The sequence below is a fragment of the Streptomyces sp. NPDC048411 genome (assembly GCF_040704695.1).
Lineage (GTDB): Bacteria > Actinomycetota > Actinomycetes > Streptomycetales > Streptomycetaceae > Streptomyces.
In genome coordinates, this window is the sequence record NZ_JBEZKL010000206.1 from 1 (window position 1) to 8,516 (window position 8,516).

Genomic DNA, 8,516 nt, shown 5'->3' on the forward strand with positions numbered 1-8,516 from the left:
GGCCCGCCCGTCGTGACCACCTGGGGCGCACCCCGACCCCCGGCACAGGGGGGTGCGGCCCGCCCGTCGGGCGCAGGCGGCAGCACGGTCAGCCGGTCAGGACCACTGCATCTCCAGCAGTGACCGGATCTCCTCTGCGGCCGAGCGCAGTTCCGCGAGGAAGATCCGCAGCAGCGGGTTGCGGTTGGTGGGCCGGGTGGCGACCCCGATGCGCCGGTGCAGTTGGGGGTGGTCCAGTCGGCAGACGTGCACGCCCGTGGTGTCGCCGAGCCCGAGAGCCGGGACGAGCGCGATACCCATGCCCGCGCGCGCCAGGTTGATCGTGACCTGGTAATGATCGCTGCGGCAGCGGACCCGGGGCCGGAACCCCTCGGCCGCACACGCGCGCTCAAGAACCGGCTCGCCTGTGTGGCCGCCGTGCGTGCCGATCCAGCTCTCCCCCTCCAGGGCGGCGAGCCGGACCGCGCTGCACCGCCCGAGGCGGTGCCGCAGGGGGAGGACCACCAATTGCGGCTCGTCGAAGAACATCTCCACACTCACGGTCGCCTGCCGGCACCACGGGTCCATCGGATGCTCGAAGACGACCGCGGCATCCAGCCGGCCCGCCTCCAGATCGGGCACCAGCTCGTGCGGCTGCCCCAGGATCAGCTCCAGTTCGACCTGAGGCCGCTTCGCCGCGAACGCCGACAGCGCCCGGGGCAGCAGTTCAAGGCCAGAGGAGGCGAAGAAGCCCAGCCGCAGGAGACCGGCCTCGCCTTCGGAGTGCGCCCGCAGGTCGTCCTGTGCGACGGCCATCAGGTCGGCGACGGCCTGCGCGTGCTCGGCCAGTCGCACACCGGCTGCCGTCAGCCGCAGGCTCTGCGGCTGACGTTCCACCAACGCCACGCCGAGCTCCTGCTCCAGCCGGGCGAGTTGGTGTGAGATCGCGGACGGGCTCAGATGCAGCGCCCGGGCCGCGGCCACGATGGTGCCGGTGCGGGCTATTTCCAGCAGGACGAGCAGGCGGGCACTGTTCAGCATCGGGTCAGGTTAGGCCCTGCCGACGCACTGCGTCGCCACGGCACCGGACCGCACCATCGCCGCAGGCGCCAGGAGCCCGGCGTCCTCGTCCACATCCAGACGCAGCAGGTCCTCCTCGGTCTCGCGGCGCACCACGGTGCGGGCACGCCCGTCCGCCACGAAGACGACAGCGGGGCGCGGCAACTTGTTGTAGTTGGAGGCCATGGCGTATCCGTAAGCGCCGGTGACCGGCGTGGCCAGAAGGTCTCCCACACCCACATCGGCGGGCAGTGCGGCGGTGTCGACGATCACGTCGCCGCTCTCGCAGTGCTTGCCGACCAGTCGTGCCCGCAACGGTCGAGGCGCGTGTGGGCAGCGCGGCAAGAACGCCTCGTACCGGCTGCCGTACAGGGCGGGGCGCAGATTGTCGCTCATACCGCCGTCGACACTGACGTAGGTCCGCACTCCCGCGATGCGCTTGATCGTGCCCACCCGGTAGAGGGTCAGCCCCGCGCGGGCGGCGATGGACCGGCCGGGCTCCACGGTCACTTCGTCGCCCCAGCCCGCGTCACGCACCGAGGTACGCACCCGGGCCGCCCAGTCAGCGAACGACGGTGGGGTCTGCCCCGTCTCGTAGGCAACGCCCAGGCCGCCGCCGACGGTGAGCCGGCGCACCCGTGACTCCACGGCGAACCGTGCGACGGCCGCGGCGCCCGCCGCGAGTTCCGCCGTGTCCAGGACCTGGGAACCCACATGTGCGTGGACGCCGTCCAGGATCATCGCCGAGGAGCCGGAGGCCCGCCGCACTGCGGCCGAGGCGGTTCCGCCGACGAGGCCGAAGCCGAACTTCGAGTCGTTGCCACCGGTCCGGATGGCCTCGTGAGCGCCGGCGGCGACACCGGGCGCCACGCGCAACTGCACCCGGGCCGGCGGCAGGTGTTCCTCGGCCCGCAGGCGCTCGATGCGGTCCATCTCGTCGAAGCTGTCGACCACCACGTGTCGGACCCCGGCGGTCATGGCCGTGCGCAGCTCCGCCTCGTCCTTGTTGTTCCCGTGCAGCACGATCCGCCCGGCCGGCACACCCGCGTGCAGTGCGACCCGTAGCTCGCCACCGGAGGCGACATCGAGCAACAGCCCCTCTTCATGGGCCAGTCGAGCCATGGCCGTGCACAGAAACGCCTTGGAGGCGTAGGCGACGTTGTCCCGGCCGAAGGCGGCAACCGCCTCCCGGCAGCGTCGGCGCAGATGCTCCTCGTCGTACACGAAGAGCGGTGTTCCGAAGCGCTGTGCCAGGTCGGCGAGCAGGACCCCTCCGACGGCCAGCCCTTCTGGACGGACCTCGGACGTGCAGGGCAGCAGACCCGTTTCGATGGCTGACGTCATGCGTTCCTCCCCGGAAGCCGGCTTGCAGCCATCCTGCGGCCTGCACGGGGGTCACAAAAGCGCATTCTTCTATGGCTGAGCGTCATGGAATTCGTTGCTCGCGTCGTTCGATGGGCCCGGCGATGCATCGACGCCCCGCCTGGAGAGCGTCGGCACCGTGTGGTGATCAGTGCCCTGACGCCTCGGTGTCCGGTGGTCACGCGTTACTCTGCGACGTCCAGGGCCTGGCACACCGTGCCCATCGCAGCGGCTCGTTGGCCGAGCACCGAGGCGTTCACTTCGACATTCCGCCGGTCGTTCCCTGGATGAGGTGCCGGGCGGGCCTCACGCGCGCTGTCCAGTTCCAGGGCGAGATTGACCCGGCGCCAGAGGATCTCGTCCGGGTCGTCGGCGCGCATCAGGTGTGTCACGGTGTCGCGAGCGGCGATGGATCCGGGTGGTCCGAAGACCGGACCGGGCTGGACCTTCTTGAGGTACGCACGCTCGTACGGATCGTCGACCACTTCTGCCAGCTGCACCGGATCCAGCGCGCAGGCAAGCACCGCAGCCCGCGCCCAGGGATCCTCCGTGCGCCTCAGCAGGCGCTCGATCCGGTGCGAGCGCCAGTTGCGCGTCCGCCAGTCGGTTCCTGCGCCCAGACATGTCCGCATCCAGGCTGGGCTGTTCCCGGTCAGCAGCTGCGGCGCCCCGGCCGCGAACCCGAGGAGCTCGTCGGCCAGGTAGAGCCAGACAATCGCCCGGTACCGGTTGAGGTAGAACGCTACAGGGGTGATGCATCCGGCCCTGGCCAGCCTGGTAAAGCGGACCGGACTGATGCCGAGGAGCCGCGCGCCCTCTGCTGTCCCCATCGTCCGCACCCGTTCTCGCACTGCGTCCGGGAACCCGTCCCCCGACCGCAGCCGGTCGATCTCCTCCCGACTCACCCTGGGCCTGCCACCAGCCTCCGCCGCCACGATCCGCATGATGCCCAGGTGCACGGCGAGCTCGAATTCCCCGCGCTTCAGGTTCAGCTCCTGCGCTGCCCTCCCTGCAGCCACCGTCGCGCCGGCTTCCGTCCGGTCGAATTCTGTCGGATCAGTTTTCGACGGATCGACCTTCGTCGGATCGATGTCCGTCGGGTCGATGTCCGTCGAGGCGTTCTGCGCATGCCGAGATCCTGCGCCCGGTGCCGCGGCACGCGTCGCGTCCGTCATGGCCATGGTCATCCTCCCCCGTACAGCTGCGGTGACTCTCTGTGATCACCGTAACCGGGGAGAGAGCCTTTCGCCCGGCCTGTGGACAACGCCCACAGGCCGGGCGAAAGGTGCAGTCGAGAAAGGACCCGAACCGTCAGAGCCGGTTGACTTCTCCGCCGGCGCCCTGACGCGCGGTGACCCCCAGATGCTCTCCGACTTTGTTCACGAGCAGTGTCATCTCGTAGGCGACCTGACCGACGTCGGCCTCGGCCTCGGTCAGCACACAGAGGCAGCTGCCGTCTCCCGCGGCTGTCACGAAGAGAAGCGCCTCGTCGAACTCCACCATCGTCTGCCTGGCTCTTCCTGCCCGGAAGTGCCGTCCCGAGCCTCGCGCGAGGCTGTGCAGCCCCGACGAGACCGCGGCGAGATGCTCCGCGTCCTCACGTGCCAGGCCCGTGCTCGCCCCCGTCACCAGGCCGTCGTTCGACAACACCAGCGCGTGCCGTATGTGCTCGACCCGGCCGGTGAGATCGTCGAGGAGCCAGTCAAGCTCCCTGTCCAGCGCCATTTCCCCGCTCCTCCCCGCTCATACGTTCCCCGTGCCCCACGTTTACGCGTAAGCCTTGCGCACAGCGCACGTTGGGGCAACCGCCCCGCCGATTTGTGCTCGTCGTCCGGACAGGGGTCAGCCGACCAAGTCGAGGAGCCGGGCCGTGTGCATGCGGCCCGCGTACTCCACCATGCGGATGAGAACGTCCTTGCCGGAGTCGCGGTCGCGTGCATCGCAGAGCACGACGGGTGTGCCCAGGTCCAGGTCGAGCGCACGGGACACCTCACGCTCGTCGTAGGCGCGGGCGCCCGCGAAACAGTTGACGGCGACGACGAAGGGGATCCGGCGGTGTTCGAAGTAGTCGACGGCTGGGAAGCAGTCCTCCAGCCGCCGGGTGTCCGCGAGGACGACCGCTCCGAGTGCCCCCTGGGAGAGCTCGTCCCAGAGGAACCAGAAGCGGTCCTGTCCCGGTGTGCCGAACAGATAGAGCGAGAGACCGGACCGGATGGTGATACGTCCGAAGTCCATGGCAACGGTGGTGGTGGTCTTGTGATCGACTCCGCCGGTGTCGTCGACCGACTGTCCGGCCTCGCTGAGGAGTTCCTCCGTCCGCAGCGGCCGGATCTCGCTCACCGCACCGACCAGAGTCGTCTTGCCGACCCCGAACCCGCCGGCGACCAATATCTTCAATGCGAGCGCGTCGGTGTCCACGGCCTCTCCGGCCGTTCCCTCGACGGTCTCCCCGCCCGTTCTGCCAGCGTGCTCGGAAGGCATCGATCACTTCTCTCACCCGTGAGCCTCAAGACGTAAAAGCGCAGTTCAGAGCCGTCTTGGCGGGCTCGGTTCGATATCTGTGGGCAGCAGTACGGTGGACAGCATGGCAAGCAGCCGTCGGTCCCGAGCAACGTGATCGGTTTTTGACCTTAGTGGTCGAACAGGGATCGTTCGATGTCTGCACGAGGTCACTATTCGAGCCGAATTCGAACCATGTTCGAGCCGCAACCGATCCAGGGGGTCGGACCTCGATCCTGGGGCCGACCACGACTGCCGCCTACACTGTCGCTTCGAGGCGCTGGAAACGGTCCGGGTGGACAGGAGAGCAAGAGTGTCGACAGGTGTCGGCGGCAACTTCGTGGATCCGCCCGCGGAGGTGCTGGCGGAAGCGGCCGCCGCCTTCGGTCTGCTGGCGACGCCTGCGCGCCTGCACATCGTATGGGCGCTGTCCCAGGGCGAGAGCGATGTGACCGGTCTGGCGGAGCGGGTGGGCGGGACGCTGCCCTCGGTCAGCCAGCATCTGACAAAGCTGAAACTCGCTGGTCTCGTACGCTCGCGGCGCGAAGGCCGCCGCCAGGTGTATCTGGTCGACGATCCTGATGTGGTGACGGTGGTACGGCTGATGGTCGGCCAGCTCGCTGCACGCGCCGGGCACACGCCTGCACAGCCGGTACGCCTGCGTGAGCTCGGTGCCTGAGAGCAGCGCCACCGCAGGGCCCGGCCCCGGCGATCTCGACGGTTGCACCCCATCCGTCGCCGTACCGACAACGAGCACGGCGGCCGGCCGGATCGCCTCCACCGACGCGACAGCGGTAGGGCCGGGTCGGGCCGAACTGCCATCGCTGCAGGTACTGCGTTCGCTGGACAGCTGATCGCGCTCGGTCAGCCGTACGAGAGATCCTTGCACAGGTCTTCGTCGGCCGACCGCGCCCCGTCGCCGATGATGGAAGGAGCCACGCTGGGTGTCGGCGTGGCCTCGGCAGCGGGCGACGGATGCTCTGCGTACGACGTCCCGAGGATCACCTGGATGCCCGCGGTGCCGGATGCCATGGTCCGTGCCCCGGCGAAGAGGCGCGCGGTGGTCTCCGCTTCGGCCTCCAGCCCCGGCCCGTACCGGATGACGGTCGACACGCGGTCCTGGTTGCTCGCGGTGGCTGTACTGGTAACGGTGAAGCCGTGGGCGCGCAGGAGTTCGGCGGCGCGGGCCGCAAGGCCATTGACCGTGGTGCCATTGTAGACGGCGAGGCTGACGCCCGTACCGGAGACGGGTGCGTTGGCGGCGGGCGACGGCGACCCTTCGTCCGGCCTCTTGGCGCTGCGGCCGCCCTTGGCGTGCCCGCTGGCGTCCTGACCGTCGATCGTCCGGTCGGCCTTGAGCGCCGCCCAGAGAGCGTGGGCCTCCGGTTCGACGATCGCGACGCGCGCGCCCTCGTAACGCCACGGGACGGTGACGAACCGGGTGTTGCGTAGATCGATGTTCTTCATCGACATGGCGAACTTCAGCAGCCGGTCGGCCGATCCGAGTCCGGGGTCCACGGTCATCGAGTCAGTCGCCGCGTCGGCGAGCGGCAGCAGGGTGGTCAGGTTCAGTCCCTGGGACTTGACCTTCTTGATGAGAGAGCCGATGAAAGCCTGCTGCCTTTTGATCCGTCCGATGTCGGAGCCATCGCCGATGCCGTGCCGGATCCGCACGTAGTCGAGCGCCCGCTGCCCGGAGACGGTCTGCGGCCCTTTGGCGAAGACCAGTGCGCCGCGCGTGGGCCGGTTCGGGCTGAGGTCCTGCTGGTAGATGTCCTGCGGCAGACAGACCGGGACTCCGCCGACGGCGGAGGTCAGTTTGGAGAAGCCGGAGAAATCCACGACGACGGTGTGGTCGACGCGCAGGCCGGTGAGGTGTTCCACAGTGTTCTGAGTGCAGGCCGGGTTTCCCTCGGCAGTCTCACCCACTGAGAACGCCCCGTTGAACATGACGCGGTGCTGCGGTGCGGTCCACTCGCCGTTGGGTGTCCTGCACGCCGGGATGTCGACCATGGAGTCACGGGGGATGGACACGGCGACGGCGTGCCGGTGGTCGGCGTACACATGGAGCAGGAAGACGGTGTCGGAGCGCCCCACGGTACCCTTGCCGCCGCCCAGCTTCCTGTTGGCGCCGGAGCGGGTGTCCGATCCGATGACAAGGACGTTCTGCCCGGTCGACGAGGCGGGTGGCCGGTCGCCCGAGATCCCGTCAGCGCCGAAGGTGTCGATCTGGCCGGTCAGTTTGAGGTAGCCCCAGCCGACCCCCGCGACCAGCAGGACGAGAAAGGACAGTCCCGTCATGGCGGTGCGCCCGAGCCGGCTGCCCCGCCCCCCGCTCGCCGCCACCTTGCGACTGCCTGTCATTGGTCACCCCGTCCTATCGGTTCCCGCTTCCATGGAGGAAGACGTCCGACCCCACCCCACGGTTGTACAGTTGCGCAACGTGGCAAGTATCGCTGCGCGAATGGATCACCAGACCTACCCACAGCCGACCGGATCCACCAATTCCGGCAGTCCGAGAAGAAGGACGGAACCCAGATGTTGCGCAACGGCCTGGAGCCCTGGCACCTGTTGATTGTCGCGGTTGTTCTGATCGTGCTGTTCGGATCGAAGAAACTGCCGGACACCGCCCGCGCCCTGGGCAAATCCCTGCGGATCCTGAAGAGTGAGGCGAAGGCGATGAAGGAAACCGACGCGCAGTGAGCCGGGGGTGCGGCACGGTATGGTACGCGCCGCGCCCGCCATTTCATGGCTTGCGCAATCAGGGAACCCTGGGTAAGGAACCGCCGTTGACGCGGTAACGGCGGAAGAAGCGCTGATCAACGGATCACTGGACCAACGGAGGAAGTTCATGGGTGTGACCCTGGCCAAGGGCGGCAACGTCTCCCTGTCGAAGGAGGCACCGGGGCTGACCGCAGTGACGGTCGGCCTGGGCTGGGACGTACGGACGACGACGGGCGCCGATCACGACTTGGATGCCAGTGCGCTGCTGTGCTCCGACGCCGGGAAGGTCCTCTCGGACCTGCACTTCGTCTTCTACAACAACCTCACCAGCCCGGACGGTTCGGTGCAGCACACCGGTGACAACCTGACCGGCGAGGGCGAGGGCGACGACGAGTCCATCAACGTGGACCTGGCCGGCGTACCGCTGGATGTGGCAAAGATCGTCTTTCCGGTCTCCATCCATGAGGCACAGAGCCGTGGGCAGAGCTTCGGCCAGGTCCGCAACGCGTTCATCCGCGTGGTCAATCGGGCGAACGGCGTGGAGCTGGCCCGTTACGACCTGAGCGAGGACGCCTCCACGGAGACGGCCATGGTCTTCGGCGAGTTGTACCGGCATGGTATGGAGTGGAAGTTCCGCGCGGTGGGACAGGGGTATGCGTCGGGGCTGGCCGGTATCGCGTCCGACTACGGCGTCAATGTCTGATCGCTCGAAGTCGCGCTCCTGAGCAGCGGTTTCAGAGTGCCCGTAGGCCGTTGATCACCTCGCGGAGGATCCTCTCGTCCGGCAGCTGCGCGGGCGGTACGGGGCGGCTGACCTGCACATGACCGGCTTCGAGCAGATCTCCGAGGAGTACACGGACGAGGGCCCCCGGGGGGGGGGGGGGGGGCGATCG

The 8,516-nt window shown here is 68.5% G+C and carries 10 protein-coding genes; 3 read left to right on the forward strand and 7 right to left on the reverse strand.

Going from position 1 to position 8,516, the window contains the following annotated elements:
- Positions 1-96: 96 nt before the first annotated feature.
- From AB0915_RS36665 to AB0915_RS36685, 5 genes are all read right to left on the reverse strand, one after another.
- The gene (locus tag AB0915_RS36665) at positions 97-1,020 is read right to left on the reverse strand and encodes a LysR family transcriptional regulator (RefSeq protein WP_366695374.1); all 924 of its coding nucleotides are present in this window, start codon (positions 1,018-1,020) and stop codon (positions 97-99) included.
- A gap of 9 nt (positions 1,021-1,029) precedes the next feature.
- Positions 1,030-2,382 (reverse strand): diaminopimelate decarboxylase, encoded by a 1,353-nt coding sequence (lysA, locus tag AB0915_RS36670; RefSeq protein WP_366695376.1) that lies wholly within the window; start codon positions 2,380-2,382, stop codon positions 1,030-1,032.
- A 203-nt stretch (positions 2,383-2,585) separates the two neighbouring features.
- Positions 2,586-3,581 carry a DUF6397 family protein gene (locus AB0915_RS36675; RefSeq protein ID WP_366695378.1) on the reverse strand — a complete coding sequence of 332 codons (996 nt, stop codon included), beginning with the start codon at positions 3,579-3,581 and terminating at the stop codon, positions 2,586-2,588.
- 130 nt (positions 3,582-3,711) lie between these two features.
- Complete coding sequence (locus AB0915_RS36680; RefSeq protein WP_366695380.1) at positions 3,712-4,125, reverse strand: roadblock/LC7 domain-containing protein; 414 nt, start codon at positions 4,123-4,125, stop codon at positions 3,712-3,714.
- A 117-nt stretch (positions 4,126-4,242) separates the two neighbouring features.
- Positions 4,243-4,881 (reverse strand): ATP/GTP-binding protein, encoded by a 639-nt coding sequence (locus tag AB0915_RS36685; RefSeq protein WP_366695382.1) that lies wholly within the window; start codon positions 4,879-4,881, stop codon positions 4,243-4,245.
- A 331-nt stretch (positions 4,882-5,212) separates the two neighbouring features.
- Between AB0915_RS36685 and AB0915_RS36690 the strand changes: the two genes are divergently transcribed.
- A complete protein-coding gene (locus tag AB0915_RS36690) occupies positions 5,213-5,578 on the forward strand; it encodes a metalloregulator ArsR/SmtB family transcription factor (RefSeq protein ID WP_366695384.1) in 366 nt (121 codons plus the stop codon).
- A 185-nt stretch (positions 5,579-5,763) separates the two neighbouring features.
- Here AB0915_RS36690 and AB0915_RS36695 read toward each other — a convergent pair whose 3' ends face one another.
- On the reverse strand, positions 5,764-7,200 hold the full coding sequence (locus AB0915_RS36695) for an LCP family protein (RefSeq protein ID WP_366695388.1): 1,437 nt from the start codon (positions 7,198-7,200) through the stop codon (positions 5,764-5,766).
- Between the two features lie 237 nt (positions 7,201-7,437).
- Between AB0915_RS36695 and tatA the strand changes: the two genes are divergently transcribed.
- Both tatA and AB0915_RS36705 read left to right on the forward strand, forming a co-directional pair.
- Positions 7,438-7,602, forward strand: a complete 165-nt coding sequence (gene tatA / locus AB0915_RS36700) for a Sec-independent protein translocase subunit TatA (RefSeq protein ID WP_366695386.1) — start codon at positions 7,438-7,440, stop codon at positions 7,600-7,602.
- A 148-nt stretch (positions 7,603-7,750) separates the two neighbouring features.
- Entirely contained in the window at positions 7,751-8,326 is a 576-nt protein-coding gene (locus AB0915_RS36705; protein ID WP_366138704.1) for a TerD family protein, read from the forward strand.
- Between the two features lie 31 nt (positions 8,327-8,357).
- Here the strand turns inward: AB0915_RS36705 and AB0915_RS36710 are convergent.
- On the reverse strand, positions 8,358-8,516 hold a 159-nt coding region (locus AB0915_RS36710; protein ID WP_366695390.1), incomplete at its 5' end, for a DUF742 domain-containing protein.